The sequence below is a fragment of the Streptomyces sp. NPDC058646 genome (assembly GCF_042716875.1).
Taxonomy (GTDB): domain Bacteria; phylum Actinomycetota; class Actinomycetes; order Streptomycetales; family Streptomycetaceae; genus Streptomyces.
Genome location: NZ_JBHXRK010000019.1, coordinates 57,839 through 82,245, shown reverse-complemented (window position 1 = coordinate 82,245; position 24,407 = coordinate 57,839). Strand labels below are relative to the sequence as shown.

Here is a 24,407-nt window from a genome sequence, read left to right as displayed (position 1 = left end):
CGGCCCGGCCCCGCCGCGGTCAGGGGCGCCCCCGGTGCCGGGACCACTCCGGCGCCAGGACGGACATCGTCACCGCGTCCACGCGCTCGCCCTCCCACAGCAGAGCGTCACGCTGGACGCCCTCGGGCACGAAGCCGACCTTCGTGTAGACGCGGTGGGCACGCGGGTTGAAGGCGTACACCTCCAGTGAGATGCGGTGCAGGCCGAGCCGCTCGAAGCCGTAGCCGACGATCAGTCTCGTCGCCTCCGTCCCCAGGCCCTGCCCGAAGGTGCCGGGTACGAGGCAGATGCGGAAGCTGCAGCTCTCGTTCCCGCTGTCCCACTCGTTGAGGACCACCTCGCCGACGACCTTCCCGGTCGCCCGTTCGACCACGGCGAGGTCCAGCCGGTCGTCCTGGTCGCCGCGGCTGTCGTACCAGGCCCGTATGCCGGCCTCGTCGGGTTCGCCGTCATGGCTGCCGGTCAGCCGCATGGCTTCCGCGTCCAGGAACATCGGCCAGAGCGCGGGCACGTCGTCGACCGTGACCGGCCGGAGCAGGACCAGTTCGCCGTTCAGGGTGGGCTTGGTGAGGAAGTCCGGAGCGGAAGGGGCCCCGTCGTGATCAGGCATGGACGCATTCTCTCCGCCCGGCCGGTCCGCCGTCCTGTGATATCCGGCGGGTGGAGGCAGCCGTCCGCAGGCCCGGACGGCGAGGCCCGGTCGGCGAGGTCCGGTCGGCGAGGTCCGGTGGCTTCGCCGGCGCCCGATCCGGCCCGGTTCGCCGCTCAGGTCCCGGCGCTGGTCGCGCCATCTGGTGGTCGTCATGGACTCCGGCGTAGGGAGGGGAGTAGAAGTAGGGGTAAAGCGGCGGTCTTTGGGGTGATCCGGGCAGGGTTCGAGGTTCTGAGCCCGTCCGGTCGTGAGGGTCGGGTGAAGCCGAGACGAATGGTGCGTCACATCTCCCGGGGCGACGGCGAGTCGTATCCGAATACCTGATAGACAGGGGATATTCACGGCTCGTCCGGCTGTCGACGTCGACAGCCGCCTTGGGGGGATCGCCGCACTGTGAAGCCGCTTCACCGTCACCTCGTCAGTACCTCACGCAAGGTCCTGTGCACGGCCGCGCTCGCGGCCAGCCTGACCACGGCCGCGGTCGCGACCACGCCGTCGACCGCGGACGCGGGCGAGTCCGGGCCGACCCCGGACAGCCCGCAGGCCACGGACCGCGGAGACGCCCGGCTGGATCTGCCCGAGACGGTCGCCGACCCGCAGGTGCCCGCGGGGACGGCCGCACCCGAAGGGGCCACCGGGATACCCGGGACTGCCCTTTCCGCCTACCAGCGCGCCGAGGTGTCGGTGGCGGCCGCGCTCCCCGGATGCAAACTGCCCTGGCAGCTGCTCGCGGCCATCGGCCGGGTCGAGTCGGTGCACGCCTCCGGCTACGGGCTCAAGGCCGACGGCTCCACCGAGCGGCCGATCCGCGGTCCCCGCCTCGACGGCAACGGCTTCGCCAAGATCCTGGACACGGACAAGGGCGAGTGGGACGCGGACACCGAGTACGACCGGGCGTTCGGCCCGATGCAGTTCATCCCCTCCACCTGGGCCACCTGGAAGGCCGACGGCAACGGGGACGGCCAACGCGACGCGAACAACATCTACGACGCGACGCTGGGAGCGGGCCTCTACCTGTGCGCCGGCGACAAGGATCTCAGCGACCCGGCCAAGCTGGACGCGGCGATCCTCAGCTACAACAACTCGCGCGAGTACGTGAACACCGTGCTCGGCTACATGCGGCAGTACCAGGAGGGCGGCGCCGCCGAGGTGCCGAACCCGCCCGCCGGGAACTACCCGACCCCGCCGCCGAACACCATGCCGACCCCGCAGCCGCCGGTCACGCCGCGGCAGCCGGTCAGCCCGGCGCCGACCACCCCGCCGACCACTCCCCCCACCACCCCGCCGAAGACGTCTCCCACCACGCCCCCGACCACGCCGCCCACCACGCCCCCGACCACCCCGCCGACCGAGCCGGAGAAGCCGGCTCCGCAGCTCGCCGTGCTGGAGCTGCTCGGCGCACCGGGGCTCACGGCGGAGGCCGGGTCGGACTTCGCGCGGGAACCGAAGGTCAGGGCGCTCCTCAGCGACGGCAAGCCCGCCGCCGGCCAGGAGATCGTCTTCGCGGTCGAGGGAGACACCACGGGCACCACCTTCGCCGGGTCCAAGGACTCGGTGGTGGTCAAGACGGACAGCGACGGCGTCGCGGCCGCGGCCGGACTGACGGCGGGCCCGGAAGCCGGCTCGTTCACCCTGCGGGCCTCGGCCTACGGCAAGGCGAGCGTGCGGACGGTGACGTTCACGGGCACCGTCACCCCGAAGCCGCTGCCCTCCGCGGACCTGCTGGCCCGCACCGGCGGTACGAAGCCGCTGGAGACGGTCGCCGGCAAGAACCTCACGGGCATCGAGGTCCTGGCGACGGCCGCGGGCAAGCCCGTCGCCGGTACGGAGACCACCGCCGGCCTGGTCGAGAAGAACGCGGCCGGGAAGTGGGTCCCGGTGGACCCGGCGACCGCGAAGGGCCCGTACTTCGAGGGTGAGGGCGGCAAGAAGCTCTTCAGCCTGCAGCTGCCCGTGACGGGGGCCGACGGCAAGATCGCCGTACCGGAACTCCTCACCGAGGACGTGGCTCCGGGGACGTACTTCCTGCGCCTGACCACCCCGCAGGGCGTGACCCTGGTCCTGGAAATCAAGATCACCGCCCCGGCGACGGCCCCCGCGACCGACCCCGCGAAGGAGCCGTCGAAGGATCCCGCCAAGGACCCTTCGAAGTAGGCCGTCCGCGAGCGGACGAGCGAGCCGCCCCCGGCGCCGTGCCAACGGCGCCGGGGGCGGCTCCGTCATGCGGCCGGCCCGGGCAGTCCCGCGACGGGGAAAAGGCAGGAGCCCTGCCGCTCTGCTGACGCAGAGGGGACAGGGCTCCTTGGGTACTGCATATCCAACCGCGAGAGTTGGCCCAGGCGGTTAGACCGGGGTGACGTTCTCCGCCTGGGGGCCCTTCGGGCCCTGCGTGACGTCGAAGTTCACCGTCTGGTTCTCCTCCAGGGAGCGGAAGCCAGAGGCATTGATCGCGGAGTAGTGGACGAAGACATCCGGGCCGCCGCCGTCCTGGGCGATGAAGCCGAAGCCCTTTTCAGCGTTGAACCACTTCACGGTTCCGGTAGCCATGAGCCCTCCTATGGGCCAAAGGGTCGCCCTGCTCCAGAACCTGCTAAGAAGTCTGAAAACTACAAAAGCCCGCGGGTCACATTCTCCGCAGGCCTCGTACTGCAAGGGAAACCAAACTGCAACTTGCGGACGAGCCTAGCATGCACCCTGCGGCCGAGACCAGAGGGAAAGATCACGTCACTCGGACGTTTGAGCTTCGGCGGAAGGCTGACGTGAGACCCGCTGGAAGGCGTACGGAGTTCCGAGGGCTAGTCTCGCGATGTGGACGTCTATCGCAGCCGGCCCCGCGTCGGCCACATCCAGTTCCTGAACTGCCTGCCCCTCTACTGGGGGCTCGCCAGAACCGGCACGCTGCTGGACCTGGAACTGACCAAGGACACCCCCGAGAAGCTCAGCGAGCGCCTGGTCGAGGGTGAGCTCGACATCGCCCCCATCACCCTCGTCGAGTTCCTCCGCAACGCCGACCAGCTCGTCGCCTTCCCCGACCTCGCGGTCGGCTGCGACGGCCCGGTGATGTCCTGCGTGATCGTCTCGCAGGTGCCCCTGGACCGCCTCGACGGCGCCCGGGTCGCCCTCGGTTCCACGTCCCGGACCTCCGTGCGCCTGGCCCAGCTGCTGCTCTCCGAGCAGTACGGGGTCCAGCCCGACTACTACACCTGCCCCCCTGACCTGGGCGTCATGATGCAGGAGGCCGATGCGGCCGTGCTCATCGGCGACGCCGCGCTGCGGGCCGCCCTGCACGACGCCCCGCGCCTCGGCCTGACCGTCCACGACCTCGGGCAGATGTGGAAGGAGTGGACCGGGCTGCCCTTCGTCTTCGCCGTCTGGGCCGCCCGCAAGGACTACCTCGCCCGCGAGCCGGCGGTCGTGCAGAAGGTCCACGAGGCCTTCCTCGCCTCCCGCGACCTCTCCCTCGAAGAGGTCGCCAAGGTGGCCGAACAGGCGGCCCGCTGGGAAGCGTTCGACGCCGAGCTGCTGGAGCGGTACTTCACGACGCTCGACTTCCGCTTCGGCCCCGATCAACTGGCCGGCGTACGGGAATTCGCACGCCGTACGGGAGCCACCACGGGATACCCGACGGACGTCGCGGTCGAGCTCCTGCCGGTGGCGGTTCCGGAAGGCTGACGGCTTTGCCGGTCTCCCCGCGGGGCCGGCCGGGAAGTGCCGGGAAGATCCCCGCACGATCCTCTGCGGCGCATATGCCCTTTCCCGGCAATTCCCTTCCTTTTCGTATTCCGTTCGCCCGAGCGGAATGCGGAATGGAATCCGCCGTGCGCCCGCCCGGCAGGCCCACCCCCTAAGGTGCTGCTTGGCCGGGCCGCACGGGGTCCGGCATCCCGGGGGATGGGGGACCGCATGCAGCCGCTCGAAGCCGGCGAACCGAGGACCATCGGCGCGTACCGGCTGCTCGGCCGGCTCGGCGCGGGCGGCATGGGCCGGGTCTACCTGGGGCGCAGCGCCGGCGGCCGGACCGTGGCCGTGAAGATCGTGCACCCGCACTTCGCCGCCGACCAGGAGTTCCGGTCCCGCTTCCGCCGCGAGGTGGAGGCCGCCCGGCGGGTCGGCGGGGAGTGGACGGCGCCCGTGCTGGACGCGGACCCCGAGGCCCCGGTGCCGTGGGTGGCCACCGGGTACGTGGCGGGCCCCTCCCTCGACCGGGCGGTGGTCGGGCACGGGCCGCTGCCGGAGGTCACCGTACGGGCGGTCGGGGCCGGGCTGGCCCGGGCGCTGGTGGCGGTGCACGGGCTGGGCCTCGTCCACCGGGACGTGAAGCCGTCGAACGTGATGCTCGCCCTGGACGGGCCCCGCCTGATCGACTTCGGGATCGCCCGGGCCACCGAGGGCACGGCCTCGCTCACCTCCACCGGGGTCTCGGTCGGCTCGCCGGGCTACATGGCGCCTGAGCAGATCCTCGGCAAGGGGGTCACGGGGGCGGCCGACGTCTTCTCGCTCGGCGCGGTGCTCGCCTTCGCGGCGACCGGCCGGCCGCCGTTCACCGGGGACCACTCGGCGACCCTCCTCTACAAGGTGGTGCACGAGCCGCCGGAGCTCGACGCCGTCCCGGCCGGACCGCTGCGCGAGCTGATCCGGTCCTGCCTGGCCAAGACGGCCGCGGACCGTCCGGCCCCGGAGACGGTCGCGGCGTCCCTCGACGGAGCCCTGCTCGCCCCCGGGTGGCTGCCCGCGGCCCTGGTGGAGGAGGCCAGCCGGGCCGCGGTGGCCCTGCTCGACCTGGACGCGGTGGCCGCGGAGAGCCCCTCGGGCCCGGTCCCCTTCACCACCCCCTCGTACGGGGGCCAGGCCGCGCCCGCCCCCGGCGGTGCGTTCGGGGCGCCGGACCCCTCGTACGCGAACGGCGGCGGCCCGTACGGCCCTCCCGCCCCGAAGGAGGGCGGCGGGGTGCCGCAGCCCCGTACCGCCCCCGAGGGACGACAGGTGAGCCTGACCGCCGCCGGGCGCCGTTTCAGCTGCACCCTCGTCCTGGCCTCGGCCGCCGTGCTGGCGATGGTCTCGGGCGGGCTGTACGGGATGGGACTGCTGCCCGGGACGGGGGGCGGGGGACAGGACATGGCCGACAGCGGTGCGAGGCCCTCCACTTCGGCTCCGGCACCGGCCGCGACGCCGCCGTCCGCGACCCCCGACGCCGGCGGCACCCCGGGCGGGGACATTCCGAAGGGGACCCGGCAGGACGTCCCCCGGGAGCTGGTCGGCACCTGGAAGGGCACGGTCACCACCGCGCGGACGGGGGTCCCGAGCGCGTTCGAGATCACCATCAAGGGCGGCAGGGTCGGCGAGGTCGTCGCGCGGGACAAGTCGGTCCTTCCGGTGTTCGGCACCGACTGCAGCGGTGACTGGAAGCTCTCCTCCGCCACCGACCGCTCACTGGTCCTGGACACCTCGGGCGGTCCCAACCCGGCCCCCGGCATCTGCTCCAGCGGCTCCGCCGACGAGCGCTTCACCCTCAACGCGAACGGGACGCTGCACTACAAGTCGGGTGACGGCCCGGCCGGGAACCCCGAGGGAGATCTGACCCGCAGCCCCTGAATCCGTCCGCCGGGCCCTGGCGTAGGCTGGATCGGTCCGGACCTCTTGACACACCGCCGAAAGGTGACGAACCGGTGACCGACCAGGCCGCTCTCCAGTCTGTCCTCGACCGAGCCGCCGCAGGGGGCCGGATCACCGAGGAAGAGGCGCTCGACCTCTACCGGCACGCTCCGCTGCACGCGCTGGGCCAGGCGGCCGACGCGGTGCGCCGGCGTCGCTACGCGGGTACGGAGCACATCGCGACGTACATCATCGAGCGGAACATCAACTACACCAACGTGTGTGTGACGGCCTGCAAGTTCTGTGCCTTCTACGCGGCTCCGAAGGACACGAAGAAGGGCTGGTCCCGCGACCTCGACGACATCCTGCGCCGGTGCGCGGAGACCGTCGAGCTGGGCGGCACGCAGGTCATGTTCCAGGGCGGGCACCACCCGGAGTACGGGGTGGAGTACTACGAGGAGCACTTCTCCGCGATCAAGAAGGCCTTCCCGCAGCTGGTGATCCACTCCCTGGGTGCCTCCGAGGTCGAGCACATGGCGAAGATCTCGGGCGTCTCGGCGGAGGAGGCGATCCGCCGGATCCACGCGGCGGGCCTGGACTCGTTCGCGGGCGCGGGCGCGGAGCTGCTGCCGGAGCGGCCGCGGAAGGCGATCGCCCCGCTGAAGGAGTCGGGCGAGCGCTGGCTGGAGATCATGGAGATCGCCCACGGGCTGGGGGTGGAGTCGACCTCCACCATGCTCATGGGCACCGGCGAGACGAACGCGGAGCGGATCGAGCACATCGCGATGATCCGGGACACGCAGGACCGCACGGGCGGCTTCCGCGCGTTCATCCCGTACACGTACCAGCCGGAGAACAACCACCTCAAGGGCCGCACCCAGGCGACGATCTTCGAGTACCTGCGGATGATCGCGGTGGCGCGGCTGTTCCTGGACAACATCGCGCACATCCAGGGCTCCTGGCTGACGGTGGGCAAGGAGGCGGGCCAGCTGTCCCTGCACTTCGGTGCGGACGACCTGGGCTCGATCATGCTGGAGGAGAACGTGGTCTCCTCCGCCGGTGCCAAGCACCGCTCCAACCGTCAGGAGATCATCGACCTGATCCGCAAGGCGGGCCGTGTCCCGGCGCAGCGTGCGACGACGTACGAGCACCTGCTCGTCCACGAGGACCCGGCGGACGACCCGGCGGACGACCGCGTGGTCTCGCACATCTCCTCCACCGCGATCGAGGGCGGCACCGCACACCCCGAGCTGAAGCTCATCTCCACGAACTGACCCGGCCGTGCTGACGCTTCACACCGCAGAACTCCTCGTGCCCGGCCCGGCGGCCGCACCGCAGCCCGGTGGTGCGGTGCTCGTCGAGGGGGACCGGATCGCCCGCGTGGGCCCGTACGAAACCCTCGGCGCGGCCTGTCCGCACGCCCGGGTCCGCCGCTGGCCCGGGGTCCTCACCCCGGGCCTGCTCGTGCGCGGGGCGGATGCGCTGCTGGAGCGGACGTACTACCCGGACGATCCGTACGAGGTCACCGAGCTCGGCGCCGACCCGATCAGCGGGGAGGCCGAGCTGGACGCGCTGAAGATGACCGAGGCCCGGTGGGGCAACAGCGCCCGGCGCGGGACGCAGAAGCTGCTGGCCCGCGGGGTGGTGGCGGTGACGGGCCGCCTGACGGTCCCGGCGGTGCGCACGGCGGTGGTCCGCTCGGGTCTCACCGTCCTGCCGCCGGCTCCTTACGAGGGGGCGCCCTCGCTGGATCCGTTCGCCGGGCGGGACGCGGCCGCGGAGGCCTTCCACGGCACCCTGGAGCCCGGTGTCCCGGCCCGGTTCGCGGTGTTCGCGGTGGCGGACGGGGCGGAGCTGCTGGAGCGGGGCGCGACCACCTGCGTGGCCACGGTCATCGGGGGCCGGCTGCTGCACCGCCGTCGCTGAGGCGCGGCGCGCCGCCCGCGGACTCCCGGGCCAGGGCCGCCAGCAGGCAGGCCTGGAGGCGGCTGATCCCGCCGAGCTTGGCCCGGATGTTGACCACGTGGAACTTGACCGTGCTGACGGACAGCTGGAGTTCCGAGGCGAGTTCGGCGTTCGAGGCGCCGGTGGCCAGGCACAGGAACACGGCCGACTCCTGTTCGGTGAGCTGGACCGTGCGCGGGGCCTGCGGCCGGGCCGGTTCCCCGTCGGGAGGGAACCATGCCGGGACGCTGAAGCTGACGACGCGCACGGTAGACCACTCCTTGCCCCCGGCCGGGCCACGGACGGCCAGGCTCTCCCTGCCTAAGGGACGCGCGGGCCGGACAGATAGGTTCCGTTCGCGTCGTACGGCCAGGCGTTGGACGTGCAGCCGAGCAGCCCCTTGATCTGCTGCATCATCGCGGGGGCGGGCTTGCCGGGGCCCGGGCAGCTCTCGTGCTCGCGGCCCAGTTCGTGGCCGACCTCGTGGTTGACGATCAGCGCCCGGTACTCCTCCGGGCTGCCGCTGAACTGCGGCGACCCTTCCTTCCAGCGCTTGAGGTTCACCACGACGGTGTGTCCGGCCCGGCAGTTGGTCTCGCCGATGAGCTCGGGGGTGACCACGTCGCACAGCAGGTCGGTGGTGGTGGGCGTGGCGATCTTGACGGTGAAGTCGACGGGCTGTCCCGCCCCGACGAGCTGGAACCCGTACGCCGGGTCCCTGGTCCAGCCGCGCGGGTCTCCCAGGATCTTCTCGACGGCCCGCGCGGCGGTGTCCGGGTCGATCCCGCTGCCCTGCTCGGTCTCCAGGCGCCAGCGCAGGGCGCGTCCCTGGCCCTGCGGCTGACCGGAGGCGGCGGAGGCCTTGAAGGTGCCCGGCTCGGCGGGCGCGGAGGAGCCGGAGGCGGCGGGTGAGGGGGAGGCGGCGGCCGGGGCCGAGGGGGCCGGGGAGGGGGCACTGGAGGAGCCGGTGGGCTCGGGGGAGCGCTGGCCGCCCTGCGGGGCCGCGTCCGCGCCCGACTCCGGCGCCTCCTGGCCGTCCTGCGGCCGGGCCGGGTCCTTCGGGCGGCCGTCCGCGACGGCGGCGGTCTCCTTCGAGGGCACCAGGGCGTAGACGGTCCCCGAGAGCGCGACCAGGGCCGCCGAACCCAGGAGCGTCCGCCGCAGTCGCCTGCGCCGCTCCGCCCGGCGCCTGGCGCGCGGGCTGCGGCGGGAGCGACCGGTGGAATGGCCTGCCGGCATCGTGAAGCCTTCTGTTCGTGGCGGCCGCTGACCGGAACCACGAACCTGCGGGACCCGGCGGGTGACCCTCACCGGGCCGCATGCCCGCCAGTCAACGCGGCCGGGCCCGGTCCGCGTAACTGGCCTTCGGGCCAGTTGTGCGGTGACCTCGTGCTGTGTCCCGCGCCGTGCCCGGCCTGCTTCCCGTACCGCCGCGCGGGCTGCTTCCAGGGCGGTGCGGGCCCGCGGGCCCGGCCTGAGAGGATGGGGAGGCATCAGCCGATCCGCATCGCACCCGAGGGGCCAACGCCAGTGACCCGCGCTTCCCTGGACAAGCAGCCGCACGAAGTCGCCTCCATGTTCGACGGGCTGGCGGCGAACTACGACCTCGTCAACGACGTGATCTCCCTCGGGCAGGCCCGCCTGTGGCGCAAGGAGGTCGCCAAGGCGGTCGGCGCCCGCCCCGGGCACACGGTCCTCGACCTGGCCGCCGGGACCGCGACCTCCTCGCTGCCCTTCGCCGCGACCGGCGCGTACGTCGTCCCCTGCGACTTCTCGCTGGGCATGCTCCGGGAGGGCAAGAAGAAGCACTCCTGGCTGCCGCTGACCGCGGGGGACGCGACGAAGCTGCCGTTCCGGGACGACGTCTTCGACACCGTGACGATCTCCTTCGGCCTGCGCAACGTCCAGGACACCGACACGGCCCTGCGCGAGCTGTACCGGGTGACGAAGCCCGGCGGCCAGGTCGTGATCTGCGAGTTCTCGCAGCCCACCTGGGCCCCCTTCCGGACGGTCTACACGGAGTACCTGATGCGCGCCCTGCCGCCGGTGGCCCGCGCCATGTCGCCCAGCCCCGACGCCTACGTGTACCTCGCCGAGTCCATCCGCGCGTGGCCCGACCAGCCGGCGCTCGCCGCCCTGCTGCAGAAGGCCGGCTGGTCCAAGGTCGCCTGGCGCAACCTCACCGGGGGCATCGTCACGCTGCACCGGGGCACCAAGTCCTGACCGCCGTGCCCGACACCCTCGACTACGCGGCCCTGCTGGAGCAGATCGCGGCCGATGTCGCCCCGCTGGTGGGCAGCGGCACCCCCGCCGAGTACATTCCGGCGCTCGCGTCCGTGGACCCCGGCCAGTTCGGCATGGCCGTCGCCGGACTCGGCGGGGAGGTCTTCGGGGTGGGGGACTGGCAGGTCCCCTTCTCCGCCCAGTCGATCACCAAGGTCTTCGCGCTCGCCCTGGCCCTGGCCGAGGGCGGGGACAGCCTGTGGGAGCGGGTCGGCCGCGAGCCCTCCGGCAACCCCTTCAACTCGCTCGTGCAGCTGGAGTACGAGAACGGCATCCCGCGCAATCCGTTCATCAACGCGGGCGCACTCGTGGTCACCGACCGGCTCCAGACCCTGACCGGCGACGCCAGCAGCGAACTGCTCGGCTTCCTGCGGGAGGAGAGCCGCAACCCGGGCATAGGGTTCGACGCCGAGGTCGCGGCCTCCGAGCAGGCGCACGGCGACCGCAACGCGGCCGTCGCGCACTTCATGGCCTCGTACGGGAACATCGACAACCCGGTGCCGGCCCTGCTGGAGCACTACTTCTGGCAGTGCTCCATCGAGATGAGCTGCGCCGACCTGGCCCGCGCCGGGCTCTTCCTGGCCCGGCACGGGCTGCGGGCCGACGGCTCGCGGCTGCTGACGCGCAGCGAGGCCAAGCAGATCAACGCGGTCATGCTCACCTGCGGGACGTACGATGCGGCGGGCGAGTTCGCCTACCGCGTCGGGCTGCCCGGCAAGAGCGGCGTGGGCGGCGGGATCGTCGCGGTCGTGCCGGGCCTGTGCGCGCTGGCGGTGTGGAGCCCCGGCCTGGACGCCCAGGGGAACTCCGTCGCGGGTGTGGCGGCCCTGGACCGCTTCACGACCCTCACCGGCCTCTCGGTCTTCTAGACCTCGACCACAGCCGCCCCGACAGGAGCGGCCAGGTCCGCGGCGAGGTCGAGACGGTAGCGCCGGCCCGGGTTGCCGCCCGGGGTGGTGAACTCCTCGTCCAGGTGCATCCCGAGACGCTCCGCGACCGCTGCCGAGCGGGTGTTGTGGGCGTGGATCATCGCGACCACGTGCGGGACGCCCGCCTCCCGGACCCGCTCGACGGTGGCGAGGGCGGCGGCGTACGCGTACCCCCGGCCCCAGTGCCCGCGGCCGAGCCGCCAGCCGATCTCGATCTCCCCGACGGGCCCCCAGTCCGCACGGGGCCAGGGCTGGGCGCCGGTGAAGCCGATGACCTGGCCGTCCTCGTCCAGCAGGGTCCACAGGCAGTAGCCGAGTTGGGCGTCGTGCATGCGCTGGCGGGCGGTGAACTCCTCGTACACGGACAGTTCCGCCGGACCGCCCAGGAACTCCATCACGTCGGGGTCGGCGAAGACGCTGTGCCAGGCGTGCGCGTCCTCGTCCGTGGGCACGCGCAGCCGTACGACGGGGAGCGGCCGGGCCGGAGAGCCGGGCGCGGGCGGGGGCGAGCTGGGCGAGCTACTCAACGGGGGTGACCCTTCTGATCGCGTTCTCTCTCGCTGCATAGACTGCACATGTCCGGTGCCGCCTGGCACCCTATATCGAGCCTTCGGGAGACCCAGCCGTGACCGAGCCCCTCTCCGAACACTCCGCGGACGTGATCGTCGTCGGTGCCGGGCCCGCCGGTGCGACCACCGCGTACTACCTCGCCAAGGCCGGACTCGACGTACTGCTGCTGGAGAAGACGGCGTTCCCGCGCGAGAAGGTGTGCGGTGACGGACTGACCCCGCGCGCCACCAAGCAGCTGGTGGCGATGGGCATCGACATCTCCGAAGAGGCCGGCTGGCTGCGGAACAAGGGCCTGCGGATCATCGGCGGCGGCCAGCGGCTCCAGCTGGACTGGCCGGAACTCGCCTCCTTCCCCGACTACGGCCTCGTCCGCAAGCGCGACGACTTCGACGAGACCCTGGCCCGGCAGGCGCAGAAGGCCGGCGCGCGGCTGTACGAGCGCTGCAACGTCGGCGAGCCCGTCCGCGACCCGCGCACCGGTCACATCACGGGGGTCCAGGCGAAGCTGGGCGAGGAGAAGACCCCGGTCACCTTCAGCGCCCCGCTGGTCGTCGCGGCCGACGGCAACTCCTCCCGGATCTCCCTGGCGATGGGCCTGCACCGGCGCGAGGACCGCCCGATGGGCGTCGCGGTCCGCACGTACTTCACCTCGCCGCGGCACGACGACGACTACCTGGAGTCCTGGCTGGAGCTGTGGGACCGGCGCGGCGCGCAGGACCGGCTGCTGCCCGGCTACGGCTGGATCTTCGGCATGGGCGACGGCACGTCCAACGTCGGCCTCGGCATCCTCAACTCCTCCTCCGCCTTCAAGGAGCTGGACTGGCGCGAGGTCCTCAAGGCCTGGTGCGCTTCCATGCCGGAGGACTGGGGCTACACCCCCGAGAACATGACGCAGCCCATCCGCGGCGCGGCCCTGCCGATGGCCTTCAACCGGCAGCCGCACTACACCAAGGGCCTGCTGCTGGTCGGTGACGCGGGCGGCCTCGTCAACCCGTTCAACGGCGAGGGCATCGCGTACGCCATGGAGTCGGGCCAGATCGCGGCCGAGGTCATCGTGCAGGCCCATGCCCGGGCCACGCCGGCCCAGCGCGAACTGGCCCTGCACACCTACCCGAAGGTGCTCAAGGAGACGTACGGCGGCTACTACACGCTGGGCCGTGCCTTCGTGAAGCTGATCGGGAACCCGAAGGTCATGAAGGTCGCCGCGCAGCGGGGCCTGACCCACCCGGTGCTGATGAGGTTCACGCTGAAGATGCTGGCGAACCTGACCGACCCGACGGGCGGCGACGCGATGGACCGCATCATCAACGGCCTCTCGAAGGTGGCCCCGAAGGCCTAGGCGCCCCCCGCGCCGTCACCGACCCGCCGCCGGCCTGCGCAGGCGGGCGGGCGGCCCGGCCGGTGCCAGGGGCGGGCGGTGGCCGGCAGCCGGCCTCCCGCGGCCGGCAGGCCCAGCCCGAGGGCGGCGGGGAGGGCCGTGCGGTCGCCGGTGCCGTGGTCCTCGTACGGCTTTCCGCTCACGGACCACCACCTCCGGGTGTCGAACGGTCAAGACGCGCCGCGGCCGTCCTTCGCGGGGCCGGGGCAGCGCGCGCACGGCAGGCCGAAGGGCCGGTACTCCACCCCCAGCGGGGGAGTACCGGCCCTTCGGCCTGGAGTGCTGTGGTCCGAGCGTGCCCGGAGCGCTGCTCAGAGGATGCGGACGGCGCCCGAGGGCATGTCGTAGCTGAGCTTCTGCTCGACGATGCCGGTGCTGGGGTTCTGCGCGCCGATGAACTTGCCGTTGCCCGAGTAGATGGCGACGTGGTACGAGCCGCTGCGGCTGCCCCAGTACAGGATGTCGCCCGGCTGGAGGGCGTTCAGCGAGACCGAGGTGCCCATCGAGGACTGGTCGCCCGAGATGCGGGGCAGCTTGATGCCCGCGGCGCGGTAGGCGGCCTGCACGAGCCCGGAGCAGTCGTACGCGGTCGGGCCGGTGCCGCCCCGGACGTACGCCTTGCCGACCTGGGCGCGGGCGAAGTTCACGACGGCGGCGGCGGAGCCGGTGGCCGGTGCGGACACGGAGGAGCCGCTGTCCTTGGCGGGCGTCGAGGCGGAGGAGCCCGTGGAGCCCGAGGAGTCGGCGGACTTGGTGCCCAGCGAGGCGCGCGCGGTGCTGCGGTTGGCGCGGTCGGCCTCGGCCTTGCGGGCCTCTTCGTCCTTCGTCTTCTTCTCGGCGTCGGCCTTCTGCTGGGCGTCTTCCTTGGCCTTCTTCGCCTCGGCGGCGGCCCCGGTGCGGGCGCTCTCCTCAAGGGCGGTCAGTTCGCCCTCGACGGCGGCCAGGCGGGTGTTCTCCGCGGCCACGGTGACGGCGGAGGAGACGTCGGAGGCCAGGTCCACGTCGAGGACCGGCATTTCGAGCGTCGTCTCGGCCACGGGCTCGGACGGGGACGCGCTCGCGGTGCCGGCCATGGCCAGGGTGCTGAGGACGCCACCGGCAACTCCGGCGCGGACCGCGAGCTTCGAGGCGCTTCGGCGGGGCTTCCGGTGGCTGGGTATGTGAGCGGTGTGGGACATGAGTACAACCGCTATCAGGGGGGCCGGGTTCCCTTCAAGAAACGTGGGTTGCGCCACAGTTGCGCGCGAACGGTGCTAACCGGGCGCGCCGCGCGGCTTATTGACGCCGTAACGGGCGAATCGGACACGCCTTCACAGGGCTGTGATCATGGGGTTTCTGTAATTAGTCCTAATTGATCCTGGGCCTACCATCCCTCCGGACAGTTGGCCAAGCCCGCTTTCGGCGGCGGCGATTCCGGGTGACGCAGGTCACAGGAGCGTCACGCTGTGCGGACACCGTGGGCCGGTCGTGACCCCGCTGTGAAGAGGTCGTCGGGAAACCGGCCGGGAGCCGGCGGAAAGGGTGCGCGCGGGTTCGTGAACGGACGCACACGCGGGGCGGCCTCCGTGTCCGCCCCTGCCCCGCGTCCACCTCCGTATGTGCCGCCTCCCCCGACCGGGCGACGCGGATTCCTTTATCACGCACTCCACGCTCTTTCCAATTTGCCTGCACGAGCCATCCTTTGATAGGGCGAGACGCCTCCTACCTGCGGTAACGAGGGCGGATGTCACCTTTGGTGATCATGTGGCTGCTTCACGTATGAAGATCACGACTCATCGGGCTTCATGATCGTTCGTCAGGTGGTGGAGATCACAAACTCGTTGTTGTTACCCGTGTCGCAGATCACAGACGACCGGGCATAAGATGCGCACCAGTCCGGCTTGTGAACTGCCTCACATGCAAGCGATCGATCACGGCGTGATCTTCGGGAGGCGGGCCACGCCCCTCAGCTCCCGCTGGGAGGTACCCCCAGCCGGCGCAGCGGTCCAACGGTCAAGGACGACTGGAAGGAGCGAGGAGCGTGAATGCGTACGCGCCCATCCTCGTGCTCGGCGCCCTCGGCGCAGGGTTTGCGATCTTCTCCGTGGTCATGGCCACGCTGATCGGTCCAAAACGGTACAACCGGGCGAAGCTTGAAGCGTATGAGTGCGGCATCGAGCCGACTCCGCTGCCGGCCGGCGGCGGCCGCTTCCCCATCAAGTACTACCTGACGGCGATGCTCTTCATCGTCTTCGACATCGAGGTTGTCTTCCTCTACCCCTGGGCCGTCACCTTCGACTCCCTGGGGATCTTCGGGCTCGTCGAGATGCTGCTCTTCGTGCTCACCGTCTTCGTCGCCTACGCCTACGTGTGGCGCCGCGGCGGCCTGGAATGGGACTGAGGGGCTGAATTCCCATGGGACTGGAAGAGAAGCTGCCGAGCGGCTTTCTGCTGACCACCGTCGAACAGGCCGCGGGCTGGGTGCGCAAGTCATCCGTCTTCCCCGCGACCTTCGGCCTCGCCTGCTGTGCCATCGAGATGATGACCACCGGAGCGGGCCGCTACGACCTGGCCCGCTTCGGCATGGAGGTCTTCCGCGGCTCGCCGCGCCAGGCCGATCTGATGATCGTGGCCGGCCGGGTCAGCCAGAAGATGGCGCCGGTGCTGCGGCAGGTGTACGACCAGATGCCCGCTCCCAAATGGGTCATCTCCATGGGGGTCTGTGCATCTTCGGGCGGAATGTTCAACAACTACGCCATCGTCCAGGGCGTCGACCACATCGTCCCGGTGGACATCTACCTGCCCGGCTGCCCGCCGCGCCCCGAGATGCTGATGGACGCGATCCTCAAGCTCCACCAGAAGATCCAGGGCGGAAAGCTCGGCGTGAACCGGGAAGAGGCGGCACGCGAGGCGGAGGAGGCAGCCCTCAAGGCCCTCCCCACCATTGAGATGAAGGGGCTGCTCCGGTGAGCGAGACCCAGGAGCCGGAGAACGGCAGCAACGAAACCAACGGCGGCAACGGCAGCAACGTCCCTGCGCCGCGGGCCCAGGGACCGGAGGTCATCGGCGTCCGCAAGGGCATGTTCGGGGCCGCGTCCGGCGGGGACACCAGCGGCTACGGCGGCCTGGTCCGCACCGTGGCCCTGCCCGGCGCGACGAGCCGCCCCTACGGCTCCTGGTTCGACGAGGTGGCCGACGAGCTCGAAGGCGCCCTGGAGGAGCAGGACCTGGTCCCGGAGAACGCCATCGAGAAGACGGTGGTCGACCGGGGCGAACTGACCTTCCACATCGCCCGGGAGCACCTCGTCCAGGTCGCGCGGACCCTGCGCGACGACCCGGCCCTGCGGTTCGAACTGTGCACCGGAGTCTCCGGAGTCCACTTCCCCGGGGACAAGGGCCGCGAGCTGCACGCCGTCTACCACCTGCGCTCGCTCACCCACGGGCGGATCCTGCGGCTGGAGGTGTCCGTCCCGGACAGCGACCCGCACCTGCCCTCGCTCGTCCTGGTCTATCCGACCAACGACTGGCACGAGCGCGAGGCCTACGACTTCTTCGGCCTCGTCTTCGACGGGCACCCCGCTCTCACCCGGATCATGATGCCGGACGACTGGCAGGGCTTCCCGCAGCGCAAGGACTACCCGCTCGGCGGCATCCCCGTCGAGTACAAGGGCGCCCAGATCCCGGCTCCCGACCAGCGGAGGTCGTACAGCTGATGTCCCCCACCTCGAATCGCGCAGAACACGCAGAGAACCGAGCCTCCGCGCGCGAGACCACCGAAGGCACCGTCTACACCGTCACCGGCGGCGACTGGGACGAGATCGTCCAGTCGGCGGCCAAGGCGGACGACGAGCGCATCGTCGTCAACATGGGCCCCCAGCACCCGTCCACCCACGGCGTGCTCCGCCTGATCCTGGAGATCGACGGCGAGACGGTCACCGAGGCCCGCTGCGGCATCGGCTACCTGCACACCGGCATCGAGAAGAACCTCGAATTCCGGAACTGGACGCAGGGCACCACCTTCGTGACGCGCATGGACTACCTGACGCCGTTCTTCAACGAGACGGCGTACTGCCTCGGCGTCGAGAGGCTGCTCGGCATCACCGACCAGATCCCGGACCGGGCCACCGTGATCCGCGTGCTCCTGATGGAGCTCAACCGGCTCTCCTCCCACCTGGTGTGCATCGCCACCGGCGGCATGGAGCTGGGCGCGACCACGATCATGATCTACGGCTTCCGCGACCGCGAGCTGATCCTCGACGTGTTCGAGCTGATCACCGGCCTGCGCATGAACCACGCGTTCATCCGCCCCGGCGGCCTCGCCCAGGACCTGCCGCCCGGCGCGGTCGACCAGCTGCGCGAGTTCGTGAAGACCATGAAGAAGAACCTGCCGGAGTACGACAAGCTCGCCACCGGCAACCCCATCTTCAAGGCCCGCATGCAGGACGTCGGCTACCTCGATCTCACCGGCTGCATGGCGCTGGGCGCCACCGGCCCGATCCTGCGCTCCGCCGGACTCCCCCACGACCTGCGCAAGTCGGACCCGTACTGCGGCTACGAGGACTACGAGTTCGACGTACCGACCACCGAGACCTGCGACTCGTACGGGCGGTTCCTGATCCGCCTGGAGGAGATGCGCCAGTCGCTGCGGATCGTCGAGCAGTGCCTGGAGCGGCTGGAGCCGGGCCCGGTCATGGTCGCCGACAAGAAGATCGCCTGGCCCGCGCAGCTGGCGATGGGCCCGGACGGGCTCGGCAACTCGCTCGACCACATCAGGAACATCATGGGCACCTCCATGGAGGCCCTCATCCACCACTTCAAGCTGGTGACCGAGGGTTTCCGCGTCCCCGCCGGGCAGGCCTACGCGGCCGTCGAGTCGCCCAAGGGCGAACTCGGCGTCCACGTCGTCTCCGACGGAGGCACCCGCCCCTACCGGGTCCACTTCCGCGACCCGTCCTTCACCAACCTGCAGGCCATGGCCGCGATGTGCGAGGGCGGCCAGGTCGCCGACGTCATCGTCGCCGTCGCCTCCATCGACCCCGTGATGGGAGGCGTCGACCGATGACGACTGCGTCTTCTCCGGGGGGGACCCCCCCGGCACCCCTCTCCCTGGGCATGCCCCAGCTGCCCGCCCCCGACTACCCGGCGGAGGTGCGCGAGCGGCTCGCCGCGGACGCCGCCGAGGTCATCGCCCGCTACCCCGACAGCCGCAGTGCGCTGCTGCCGCTGCTGCACCTGTGCCAGGCGCAGGAGGGCTACGTCTCGCGCACCGGTGTCCGCTTCTGCGCCGAGGTGCTGGGCCTGACCACCGCCGAGGTCACAGCCGTCGCGACCTTCTACACGATGTACCGGCGCAAGCCCTCCGGGGACTACCAGGTCGGCGTCTGCACCAACACGCTGTGTGCGGTGATGGGCGGCGACGCCATCTTCGAGGAACTCAAGGAGCACCTCGGGGTCGGCAACCAGGAGACCACCCCCGACGGCAAGGTCACCCTCGAACACATCGAGTGCAACGCGGCCTGCGACTTCGCCCCCGTGGTGATGGTCAACTGGGAGTTCTTCGACAACCAGACCCCCGAGTCCGCCAAGGCCATGGTCGACGACCTGCTGGCGGGCCGCCCGGTGGAGCCGACCCGGGGTGCGCCGCTGTGCACGTACAAGGAGACCGCCCGGATCCTGGCCGGCTTCCCGGACGAGCGCGAGGGAGCGGTCGAGGCCACCGGCGGCGCCGGCCACGCCTCCCTGATCGGCCTGCGCATCGCCCGCGGCGAGTCCGCCCACACCTCGATCGTGCACCCGCGGGGCGAGGCCACCACCGAGGGAGGGGAGTGATGACCGTGTCTTCCGAACTGAGCAACGGAGGCGCCTCCCGGCCGGAGGCCGGAGGCGGCACGAGTCCCGAGAAGCTCCTCGCGCCCGTGCTGTCGGCCTTCTGGGACGAACCGCAGTCGTGGACCCTGGAGACCTACCGGCGCCACGAGGGGTACGAGGGCCTGCGCAAGGCCCTCGCGATGACCCCGGACGACCTCATCGCCTACGTGAAGGACTCGGGTCTGCGCGGCCGCGGCGGCGCGGGCTTCCCCACCGGGATGAAGTGGCAGTTCATCCCGCAGGGCGACGGGAAGCCGCACTACCTCGTCGTGAACGCGGACGAGTCGGAGCCGGGAACCTGCAAGGACATCCCCCTCCTCTTCGCCAACCCGCACTCCCTCATCGAGGGAATGATCATCGCCTGCTACGCCATCCGCTCCGCGCACGCCTTCATCTACCTGCGCGGCGAGGCCGTGCCGGTGCTGCGGCGCCTGCACGAGGCGGTGCGCGAGGCGTACGAGGCCGGATACCTCGGCAAGGACGTCCTCGGCAGCGGGCTCGACCTCGACATCACGGTGCACGCCGGAGCGGGCGCGTACATCTGCGGGGAGGAGACGGCACTGCTCGACTCCCTCGAAGGCCGGCGCGGCCAGCCCCGGCTGCGTCCCCCCTTCCCCGCGGTGGAGGGGCTCTACGCCTGTCCCACCGTCGTCAACAACGTCGAGTCCATCGCCTCGGTCCCCGCGATCCTGCTCCGGGGCAAGGACTGGTTCAAGTCGATGGGGACCGAGAAGTCCCCCGGCTTCACGCTCTACTCCCTGTCCGGGCACGTCGCCGGCCCCGGCCAGTACGAGGCCCCCCTCGGCATCACCCTGCGCCAGCTCCTCGACATGAGCGGCGGGATGCGCCCCGGGCACCGGCTCAAGTTCTGGACCCCGGGCGGCTCCTCCACCCCGATGTTCACGGACGAGCACCTCGACGTCCCGCTGGACTACGAAGGCGTCCTGGCGGCCGGCTCGATGCTCGGCACGAAGGCGCTCCAGTGCTTCGACGAGACGACCTGCGTGGTGCGGGCCGTGACCCGGTGGACCGAGTTCTACGCCCATGAGTCCTGCGGCAAGTGCACCCCCTGTCGCGAGGGCACGTACTGGCTGGTCCAGTTGCTGCGCGACATCGAGTCGGGCAAGGGCGTCATGTCCGACCTCGACAAGCTGAACGACATCGCCGACAACATCAACGGCAAGTCCTTCTGCGCACTCGGCGACGGCGCTGCCAGCCCCATCTTCTCCTCGCTCAAGTACTTCCGCGAGGAGTACGAGCAGCACATCACGGGCAAGGGCTGCCCCTTCGACCCCAAGAAGTCGACCCTCTGGGCTGACACGGAGGTGAACGCATGACCGTCACCACGAACGCCCCTGCGGGTGGCGGAGAGGCCGCGGTGCCGCCCGAGGACACCGTTTCGCTGACCATCGACGGCGTCGAACTGTCGGTGCCCAAGGGGACGCTCGTCATCCGGGCCGCCGAACAGCTCGGCATCGAGATCCCCCGGTTCTGCGACCACCCCCTCCTCTCCCCGGCCGGCGCCTGCCGCCAGTGCATCGTCGAGGTGGAGGGCCAGCGCAAGCCGATGGCCTCCTGCACCATCACCTGCACCGACGGCATGGTGGTCAAGACCCAGCTCACCTCCGAGGTAGCCGACAAGTCCCAGCGCGGGGTGATGGAGCTGCTGCTCATCAACCATCCGCTGGACTGCCCCGTCTGCGACAAGGGCGGCGAGTGCCCCCTGCAGAACCAGGCGATGTCGCACGGCAACGCCGAGTCCCGCTTCGAGGGCAGGAAGCGCACCTACGAGAAGCCGGTCCCGATCTCCCCACAGGTGCTGCTGGACCGCGAGCGCTGCGTGCTCTGCGCGCGCTGCACCCGCTTCTCCAACGAGATCGCCGGCGACCCGATGATCGAACTGCTCGAACGCGGCGCGCTCCAGCAGGTCGGCATCGGCGAGGGCGACCCGTTCGAGTCCTACTTCTCCGGCAACACCATCCAGATCTGCCCGGTCGGCGCCCTCACCTCGGCCGCGTACCGGTTCCGCTCCCGCCCCTTCGACCTCGTCTCCTCCCCGAGCGTGTGCGAGCACTGCGCGGGCGGCTGCGCGACCCGGACCGACCACCGCCGGGGCAAGGTCCTGCGGCGGATGGCCGCCGAGGACCCCGAGGTCAACGAGGAGTGGGTCTGCGACAAGGGCCGCTTCGGATTCCGCTACGCGCAGCAGCGGGACCGGCTGACCACCCCGCTGGTGCGCAGCGCCGCCGGGGTCCTGGAGCCGGCGAGCTGGCCCGAGGCCCTGGAGGCCGCGGCCGCCGGACTCGCCGCCGCGCGCGGCCGCGCCGGAGTGCTGACCGGCGGACGGCTCACCGTCGAGGACGCCTACGCGTACGCCAAGTTCGCGCGGGTCGTGCTCGACACCAACGACATCGACTTCCGGGCGCGCGTGCACAGCGCGGAGGAGGCCGACTTCCTGGCCGCCACCGTGGCCGGCACCGGCAAGGACCTCGACGGCGAAGGGGTGACCTACACCTCGCTGGAGGCGGCGCCCGCGGTGCTGCTCGCCGGCATCGAGGCCGAGGAGGAGGCCCCCGGGGTCTTCCTGCGGCTGCGCAAGGCGCACCGCAAGCACAAGCAGCGCACCTTCGCCCTGGCGCCCTTCGCGACCCGGGGCCTGGAGAAGGCGGGCGGCACCCTGCTGGCCGCCGCCCCCGGCACCGAGCCCGAGTGGCTGGACGCGCTGGCCACCCGGACCGGCCTGGAGGCCGGCGGATCCGAGGCCGCCGAGGCGCTGCGCCGGCCCGGCGCGGTCATCCTCGTCGGGGAGCGCCTGGCCGGGGTGCCCGGTGCGCTGACCGCCGCCGTCCGGGCCGCGGCCGCGACCGGCGCCGCCCTGGCGTGGATCCCGCGCCGGGCCGGGGAGCGGGCCGCGATCGAGGCGGGCGCGCTGCCGTCCCTGCTGCCCGGCGGCCGCCCGGCCACCGACCCGCGGGCCCGCGACGAGGTCGCCACCGCCTGGGGCCTGGACGAGCTCCCGCACCGCTACGGCCGTGACACCGGCCAGATCGTCGAGGCCGCGGCCTCGGGCGAGCTGTCCGCGCTGCTGGTCGCGGGCGTGGAGGTCACCGATCTGCCGGACCCGGCCCGGGCGCGGCACGCCCTCCGGGAAGCCTTCGTGGTCTCCCTGGAACTGCGGCCCGGTGAGGTCACCGACCACGCGGACGTGGTGTTCCCGGTGGCCGCGGTCGTCGAGAAGGCGGGCGCCTTCATCAACTGGGAAGGCAGGGTCCGGCCGTTCGAGGCCGCGCTCAAGCCCGACCAGATGACCCGCCGCCTCGCCCCCGCGGACTCCCGCGTGCTGCACATGCTGGCCGACGCGGCCGACCGGCCGATCTCCCTGCCCGACGTGCAGGTCGTACGCCGGGAACTGGAGCGGCTCGGCCCGTGGGAGGGCGAGCTGGCCGCCGAGCAGTCCACCGACCCGGTGGCGCTGCCCCGTCCCGGAGCGGGCGAGGCGGTCCTCGCGGGCCACCGGCTCCTCCTCGACCAGGGCCGTCTCCAGGACGGCGACGAGGCCCTGGCCGGCACCCGGCACGAGGCCAGTGCCCGGCTGTCGGCCGCCACGGCCGCCGAGACGGGCGTCAAGGACGGCGACGTCCTCGTGGTCACCGGCCCGGCCGGGACCGTGGAGCTGCCGCTGCGGATCACCGGGATGCCCGACCGCGTGGTCTGGCTCCCGATGAACTCCACCGGCTCGGGCGTCCTCGCCGACACCGGAGCCCGGCCGGGCACCCTCGTCCGGATCGGACCGGCGATCCCCGCCGGCGCCGGCGACACCACTGCGGAGGTGGGAGCGTGAACGCGGTACCCGGTGACCTCGTCCAGCTCGCCGCGGAGGACCTGTCCCTGTTCGGGCGGGACGTCTGGTGGCTCGTCGTCATCAAGGCGGTGTTCTGCTTCGCCTTCCTGATGGTGACGGTGCTCTTCTCCATCGTGTGGGAGCGCAAGGTCGTCGCCTGGATGCAGCTGCGCATCGGCCCCAACCGGCACGGACCCTGGGGCATGCTCCAGTCGCTCGCCGACGGCGTCAAGCTGATGCTGAAGGAAGACATCGTCGTCAAGCGGGCCGACAAGGTGGTGTACGTCCTGGCCCCGATCATCGCGGCGATCCCTGCCTTCATGGCCATCGCGGTGATCCCCTTCGGCCCCGCCGGCAACGAGGTCTCGATCTTCGGCCAGCGCACCACCATGCAGCTGACGGACCTGCCCATCGCGATGCTGTACATCCTCGCGGTGGCCTCGGTCGGGATCTACGGCATCGTCCTGGCGGGCTGGTCCTCCGGGTCGACGTACCCGCTCCTGGGCGGTCTGCGCTCCTGCGCGCAGATGATCTCCTACGAGATCGCCATGGGCGCGGCCTTCGCCTCGGTCTTCCTCTACTCCGGGTCGATGTCGACCTCTGCGATCGTGGAGGCGCAGGCGGACCGCTGGTACATCATCCTGCTGCCCGTCTCCTTCATCATCTACGTCATCACGATGGTCGGCGAGACCAACCGCGCCCCCTTCGACATGCCGGAGTCCGAGGGCGACCTGGTCGGCGGCTTCAACACCGAGTACTCGTCCATCAAGTTCGCGCTGTTCATGCTCGCCGAGTACGTCAACATGGTCACCGTCTCCGCGGTCTCCGTCACCCTCTTCCTGGGCGGCTGGCGGGCCCCGTACCCGATCAGCACGTTCTGGGAGGGCGCGAACCACGGCTGGTGGCCGATGCTCTGGTTCGTCCTCAAGGTCCAGCTGCTGCTGTTCTTCTTCATCTGGCTGCGCGGCACGCTGCCGCGCGTGCGCTACGACCAGCTGATGAAGCTCGGCTGGAAGGTCCTGATCCCGGTCTCCGTGGTCTGGCTGATGCTGGTCGCGACCGTCCGCGCGCTGCGCAACGAGGCGTACGACTTCAGCGAGATCGTCCTCTACGTCGGCGGCGGGGTCGTCGCGATCCTGCTCCTGTCCTTCGTCGCGGACCTCTTCCGCGACAAACGGGAGAAGGCGCAGGCGGAGGAGGCCGGGAAGGCGGCGGCCACCGGGACCTTCGACCCGCTGGCGGGCGGGTTCCCCGTACCGCCCAAGCCCGGACAGCGCCTGGCACCCGTACCGCGCCGGCGGCCCCGCAGCCGGCGGGAGCTGATCGTCACCGGCGGGGCGAACACCGACAGCGACCGAGAGGAGGGTTGAG

Annotated in this window: 23 protein-coding genes; 16 read left to right on the top strand and 7 right to left on the bottom strand. The window is 71.4% G+C overall.

Features of this window, described 5'->3' with window-relative positions; all coding sequences use genetic code 11:
• Positions 1-19: 19 nt before the first annotated feature.
• The gene (locus ACFWUZ_RS23230; protein WP_384375970.1) at positions 20-610 is read right to left on the bottom strand and encodes a GNAT family N-acetyltransferase; all 591 of its coding nucleotides are present in this window, start codon (positions 608-610) and stop codon (positions 20-22) included.
• A gap of 435 nt (positions 611-1,045) precedes the next feature.
• On the opposite strand from ACFWUZ_RS23230, the gene ACFWUZ_RS23225 reads away from it, so the two are divergent.
• Positions 1,046-2,806, top strand: a complete 1,761-nt coding sequence (locus tag ACFWUZ_RS23225) for a hypothetical protein (RefSeq protein WP_384375967.1) — start codon at positions 1,046-1,048, stop codon at positions 2,804-2,806.
• 189 nt (positions 2,807-2,995) lie between these two features.
• On the opposite strand, the gene ACFWUZ_RS23220 is transcribed toward ACFWUZ_RS23225, so the two are convergent.
• Positions 2,996-3,199: a cold-shock protein gene (locus tag ACFWUZ_RS23220; protein WP_019707740.1), complete on the bottom strand. Its 204-nt coding sequence runs from the start codon at positions 3,197-3,199 to the stop codon at positions 2,996-2,998.
• A 261-nt stretch (positions 3,200-3,460) separates the two neighbouring features.
• Between ACFWUZ_RS23220 and ACFWUZ_RS23215 the strand changes: the two genes are divergently transcribed.
• The 4 genes from ACFWUZ_RS23215 to ACFWUZ_RS23200 all read left to right on the top strand — a co-directional run bounded on the left by ACFWUZ_RS23215 (position 3,461) and on the right by ACFWUZ_RS23200 (position 8,170).
• On the top strand, positions 3,461-4,324 hold the full coding sequence (locus ACFWUZ_RS23215) for a menaquinone biosynthetic enzyme MqnA/MqnD family protein (RefSeq protein WP_384375962.1): 864 nt from the start codon (positions 3,461-3,463) through the stop codon (positions 4,322-4,324).
• A gap of 231 nt (positions 4,325-4,555) precedes the next feature.
• On the top strand, positions 4,556-6,244 hold the full coding sequence (locus tag ACFWUZ_RS23210) for a serine/threonine-protein kinase (RefSeq protein ID WP_384375959.1): 1,689 nt from the start codon (positions 4,556-4,558) through the stop codon (positions 6,242-6,244).
• Between the two features lie 74 nt (positions 6,245-6,318).
• Complete coding sequence (gene mqnC / locus ACFWUZ_RS23205) at positions 6,319-7,518, top strand: cyclic dehypoxanthinyl futalosine synthase (RefSeq protein ID WP_384375956.1); 1,200 nt, start codon at positions 6,319-6,321, stop codon at positions 7,516-7,518.
• Positions 7,519-7,525: 7 nt separating this feature from the next.
• A complete protein-coding gene (locus tag ACFWUZ_RS23200; protein WP_384375953.1) occupies positions 7,526-8,170 on the top strand; it encodes a hypothetical protein in 645 nt (214 codons plus the stop codon).
• Here ACFWUZ_RS23200 and ACFWUZ_RS23195 read toward each other — a convergent pair.
• Both ACFWUZ_RS23195 and ACFWUZ_RS23190 read right to left on the bottom strand, forming a co-directional pair.
• Positions 8,136-8,456, bottom strand: coding sequence for a response regulator transcription factor (locus ACFWUZ_RS23195; RefSeq protein WP_384375950.1), 321 nt, complete (start codon positions 8,454-8,456; stop codon positions 8,136-8,138). The genes ACFWUZ_RS23200 and ACFWUZ_RS23195 overlap by 35 nt on opposite strands.
• Positions 8,457-8,509: 53 nt before the next feature.
• Positions 8,510-9,427, bottom strand: a complete 918-nt coding sequence (locus ACFWUZ_RS23190) for a DUF3152 domain-containing protein (protein ID WP_384375947.1) — start codon at positions 9,425-9,427, stop codon at positions 8,510-8,512.
• A gap of 291 nt (positions 9,428-9,718) precedes the next feature.
• On the opposite strand from ACFWUZ_RS23190, the gene ACFWUZ_RS23185 reads away from it, so the two are divergent.
• Positions 9,719-10,411, top strand: coding sequence for a demethylmenaquinone methyltransferase (locus ACFWUZ_RS23185; protein WP_384375944.1), 693 nt, complete (start codon positions 9,719-9,721; stop codon positions 10,409-10,411).
• Between the two features lie 5 nt (positions 10,412-10,416).
• Positions 10,417-11,340 carry a glutaminase gene (locus ACFWUZ_RS23180; protein ID WP_384375941.1) on the top strand — a complete coding sequence of 308 codons (924 nt, stop codon included), beginning with the start codon at positions 10,417-10,419 and terminating at the stop codon, positions 11,338-11,340.
• On the opposite strand, the gene ACFWUZ_RS23175 is transcribed toward ACFWUZ_RS23180, so the two are convergent.
• Positions 11,337-11,966 (bottom strand): GNAT family N-acetyltransferase, encoded by a 630-nt coding sequence (locus tag ACFWUZ_RS23175; RefSeq protein WP_384375938.1) that lies wholly within the window; start codon positions 11,964-11,966, stop codon positions 11,337-11,339. The genes ACFWUZ_RS23180 and ACFWUZ_RS23175 overlap by 4 nt on opposite strands.
• Before the next feature lie 59 nt (positions 11,967-12,025).
• Here ACFWUZ_RS23175 and ACFWUZ_RS23170 point away from each other — a divergent pair, with 59 nt between their 5' ends.
• The gene (locus ACFWUZ_RS23170; RefSeq protein ID WP_384375935.1) at positions 12,026-13,309 is read left to right on the top strand and encodes a geranylgeranyl reductase family protein; all 1,284 of its coding nucleotides are present in this window, start codon (positions 12,026-12,028) and stop codon (positions 13,307-13,309) included.
• Here the strand turns inward: ACFWUZ_RS23170 and ACFWUZ_RS23165 are convergent.
• Both ACFWUZ_RS23165 and ACFWUZ_RS23160 read right to left on the bottom strand, forming a co-directional pair.
• The gene (locus ACFWUZ_RS23165) at positions 13,306-13,491 is read right to left on the bottom strand and encodes a hypothetical protein (RefSeq protein WP_384375933.1); all 186 of its coding nucleotides are present in this window, start codon (positions 13,489-13,491) and stop codon (positions 13,306-13,308) included. The genes ACFWUZ_RS23170 and ACFWUZ_RS23165 overlap by 4 nt on opposite strands.
• 168 nt (positions 13,492-13,659) lie before the next feature.
• Positions 13,660-14,526: a C40 family peptidase gene (locus tag ACFWUZ_RS23160; protein WP_384375930.1), complete on the bottom strand. Its 867-nt coding sequence runs from the start codon at positions 14,524-14,526 to the stop codon at positions 13,660-13,662.
• Between the two features lie 842 nt (positions 14,527-15,368).
• On the opposite strand from ACFWUZ_RS23160, the gene ACFWUZ_RS23155 reads away from it, so the two are divergent.
• Genes ACFWUZ_RS23155 through nuoH form a run of 8 tightly spaced genes read left to right on the top strand, consistent with a single transcriptional unit; the run spans position 15,369 to position 24,406 of the window.
• Positions 15,369-15,728, top strand: a complete 360-nt coding sequence (locus tag ACFWUZ_RS23155) for an NADH-quinone oxidoreductase subunit A (protein ID WP_384375927.1) — start codon at positions 15,369-15,371, stop codon at positions 15,726-15,728.
• A gap of 14 nt (positions 15,729-15,742) precedes the next feature.
• Positions 15,743-16,297 carry an NADH-quinone oxidoreductase subunit B family protein gene (locus ACFWUZ_RS23150; protein WP_030162005.1) on the top strand — a complete coding sequence of 185 codons (555 nt, stop codon included), beginning with the start codon at positions 15,743-15,745 and terminating at the stop codon, positions 16,295-16,297.
• Positions 16,294-17,040, top strand: coding sequence for an NADH-quinone oxidoreductase subunit C (locus ACFWUZ_RS23145; RefSeq protein ID WP_384375924.1), 747 nt, complete (start codon positions 16,294-16,296; stop codon positions 17,038-17,040). Before ACFWUZ_RS23150 ends, ACFWUZ_RS23145 begins: the two co-directional genes overlap by 4 nt.
• Positions 17,040-18,389, top strand: coding sequence for an NADH-quinone oxidoreductase subunit D (locus tag ACFWUZ_RS23140; RefSeq protein WP_384375921.1), 1,350 nt, complete (start codon positions 17,040-17,042; stop codon positions 18,387-18,389). The genes ACFWUZ_RS23145 and ACFWUZ_RS23140 overlap by 1 nt, the downstream gene beginning before the upstream one ends.
• Positions 18,386-19,156, top strand: coding sequence for an NADH-quinone oxidoreductase subunit NuoE (gene nuoE / locus ACFWUZ_RS23135; RefSeq protein ID WP_384375918.1), 771 nt, complete (start codon positions 18,386-18,388; stop codon positions 19,154-19,156). Before ACFWUZ_RS23140 ends, nuoE begins: the two co-directional genes overlap by 4 nt.
• Positions 19,156-20,532, top strand: a complete 1,377-nt coding sequence (nuoF, locus tag ACFWUZ_RS23130; RefSeq protein WP_384375915.1) for an NADH-quinone oxidoreductase subunit NuoF — start codon at positions 19,156-19,158, stop codon at positions 20,530-20,532. Before nuoE ends, nuoF begins: the two co-directional genes overlap by 1 nt.
• Complete coding sequence (locus tag ACFWUZ_RS23125) at positions 20,529-23,036, top strand: NADH-quinone oxidoreductase subunit G (RefSeq protein ID WP_384375912.1); 2,508 nt, start codon at positions 20,529-20,531, stop codon at positions 23,034-23,036. Before nuoF ends, ACFWUZ_RS23125 begins: the two co-directional genes overlap by 4 nt.
• The gene (gene nuoH / locus ACFWUZ_RS23120) at positions 23,033-24,406 is read left to right on the top strand and encodes an NADH-quinone oxidoreductase subunit NuoH (protein ID WP_384375909.1); all 1,374 of its coding nucleotides are present in this window, start codon (positions 23,033-23,035) and stop codon (positions 24,404-24,406) included. The genes ACFWUZ_RS23125 and nuoH overlap by 4 nt, the downstream gene beginning before the upstream one ends.
• The last annotated feature ends 1 nt before the right edge of the window (position 24,407 follow it).

Coding starts and splice junctions, on each gene's coding strand:
- ACFWUZ_RS23125 (WP_384375912.1), top strand. CDS start 20,529: ATGACCGTCACCACGAACGCCCCTGCGGGTGGCGGAGAGGCCGCGGTG.
- nuoF (WP_384375915.1), top strand. CDS start 19,156: ATGACCGTGTCTTCCGAACTGAGCAACGGAGGCGCCTCCCGGCCGGAG.
- ACFWUZ_RS23220 (WP_019707740.1), bottom strand. CDS start 3,199: ATGGCTACCGGAACCGTGAAGTGGTTCAACGCTGAAAAGGGCTTCGGC.
- ACFWUZ_RS23140 (WP_384375921.1), top strand. CDS start 17,040: ATGTCCCCCACCTCGAATCGCGCAGAACACGCAGAGAACCGAGCCTCC.
- ACFWUZ_RS23160 (WP_384375930.1), bottom strand. CDS start 14,526: ATGTCCCACACCGCTCACATACCCAGCCACCGGAAGCCCCGCCGAAGC.
- ACFWUZ_RS23150 (WP_030162005.1), top strand. CDS start 15,743: ATGGGACTGGAAGAGAAGCTGCCGAGCGGCTTTCTGCTGACCACCGTC.
- ACFWUZ_RS23175 (WP_384375938.1), bottom strand. CDS start 11,966: ATGCAGCGAGAGAGAACGCGATCAGAAGGGTCACCCCCGTTGAGTAGC.
- ACFWUZ_RS23230 (WP_384375970.1), bottom strand. CDS start 610: ATGCCTGATCACGACGGGGCCCCTTCCGCTCCGGACTTCCTCACCAAG.
- ACFWUZ_RS23210 (WP_384375959.1), top strand. CDS start 4,556: ATGCAGCCGCTCGAAGCCGGCGAACCGAGGACCATCGGCGCGTACCGG.
- nuoE (WP_384375918.1), top strand. CDS start 18,386: ATGACGACTGCGTCTTCTCCGGGGGGGACCCCCCCGGCACCCCTCTCC.
- ACFWUZ_RS23190 (WP_384375947.1), bottom strand. CDS start 9,427: ATGCCGGCAGGCCATTCCACCGGTCGCTCCCGCCGCAGCCCGCGCGCC.